The sequence below is a fragment of the Streptomyces sp. MK37H genome (genome assembly GCF_018035285.1).
GTDB classification, from domain to species: domain Bacteria; phylum Actinomycetota; class Actinomycetes; order Streptomycetales; family Streptomycetaceae; genus Streptomyces; species Streptomyces endocoffeicus.
Genome location: NZ_JAAAYH010000813.1, coordinates 1 through 1,653 on the forward strand (window position 1 = coordinate 1; position 1,653 = coordinate 1,653).

1 protein-coding gene is annotated in these 1,653 nt (G+C 75.4%); it reads left to right on the forward strand.

Features of this window, described 5'->3' with window-relative positions; all coding sequences use genetic code 11:
• Positions 1 to 174 precede the first annotated feature (174 nt).
• Positions 175 to 1,653, forward strand: a 1,479-nt coding sequence (locus tag GWI24_RS44140) for a TOMM precursor leader peptide-binding protein (RefSeq protein ID WP_308344295.1), incomplete at its 3' end; no start/stop codon positions are given.

Sequence of the window (1,653 nt, forward strand, 5' to 3'; positions counted from 1 at the left end):
CGGGCGCTGCGCGTCGCGGGGCTGAGGACCGTGGACGGCGAGGCGGCGGACCCGAGGTCCGTGAACGCGGAGGCGGCGGACGGCGATCCGACGGCCTCGGGGGCCAATAGCCCTCGGCGAGAGATATGTCAAATCGCCTTCCGTCAACATGACGCCGCAGAACTCACTCTTGTGGTGTGCGATGACTACCTCGATCCCCGGCTCGCCGCCGTGGACGCCGCGCACCGCGCCACCGGCCGTCGCTGGCTGCCCGTCAAACCAGTGGGCACCCAGGCGTGGCTGGGCCCGTTCCTCGGCGCCCCCGACGATCCGTGCTGGGTCTGTCTGGCCGACCGGCTGTGGCGCGGACGGCAGGCCGAGGCGTATCTCCAGCGCCGGCTCGGCCGCCCCGGACCCGTGCCGCGACCGCCCGCCTCCCTGCCCGCGAGCCGCGCCGCCGCGCTCCAGCTCGCCGCCCTGGAGGCCGCCAAGTGGCTGGCCGGGTACCGGCACCCGGGCCAGCGGGAGCTGCGCACCCTGGACAGCCTCACCGCCACCGTGGACCGCCATCCGCTCTCCCGCCGCCCGCAGTGCGCCGGCTGCGGCGATCCGGCGCTGGTCACGGCCCGCATACGGGCGCCCCTGTCGCTGCCCTCGCCACGGGAGCCGCTGACCGAGACCGATACCGACGCCACCGACACCTCCCCGCGCGGGATCATGGAGCGCTATGGACATCTGGTGGACCCCGTCACCGGGCTGGTCACCGAGATCCGGCGCGATCCGCGCGGCCCCGCCGTCCTCAACTGCTTCCACGCCCGCCACCCTTCGTACGCCGGAGCGGGCCCCCACAGCGGCCTGGACGCCGTAAGGGCCGGACTGCGGGCGGCCGCCCACGGTAAGGGCCGCACCGCCGACCAGGCGCGGGCGAGCGCGCTGTGCGAGGCCCTGGAGCACTACAGCGGCCACTTCCAGGGGGACGAGCCGCGTCAGCGCGCCCGCTACCGCGATCTGCGCCCGGACGACGCGGTGCACCCGGACACCGTCCAGCTCTTCGACCCGCGCCAGTTCCTGGACCCCGCCCTCCCCACGCGCCACCGCGTCCACGATCCGTTCGACGAGGGCGCGGAGCTGGACTGGACCCCGGTGTGGTCGCTCACCGCCGAGCGCCACCGGCTGCTGCCCACCGCGCTGCTGTACTACGGCGCCCCGCAGCCCCCGGGCCACCGCTGCTGCCGGGCGGACTCCAACGGCGCGGCGGCGGGCGGCACCCTGGCCGACGCCGTCGTACGGGGCTTCCTGGAACTCGTGGAGCGGGACGCGGTCGCCCTGTGGTGGTACAACCGCACCCGGCAGCCCGCCGTGGCCCTGGGCGCCTTCGACGACCCGTGGCTGGCCGAAGTGCGCGCCGCCCACCGGGGCGTGCGGCGCGAGGTGTGGGCCCTGGACCTCACCACGGACTTCGGCATCCCGGTGGTCGCCGCGCTCTCCCGGCGCCTCGACAAGCCCGCCGAGGACATCACCTTCGGCTTCGGCGCCCACTTCGACCGGCACACCGCGCTGTGCCACGCCTTCGCCGAGCTGAACCAGATGCTTCCGGCGGTGGTCGAGGCCCGTGCCGACGGCGAGGGTTACGGCGCCGCCGAGCCCGAGGCGCTGCGCTGGTTCCGTACCGCG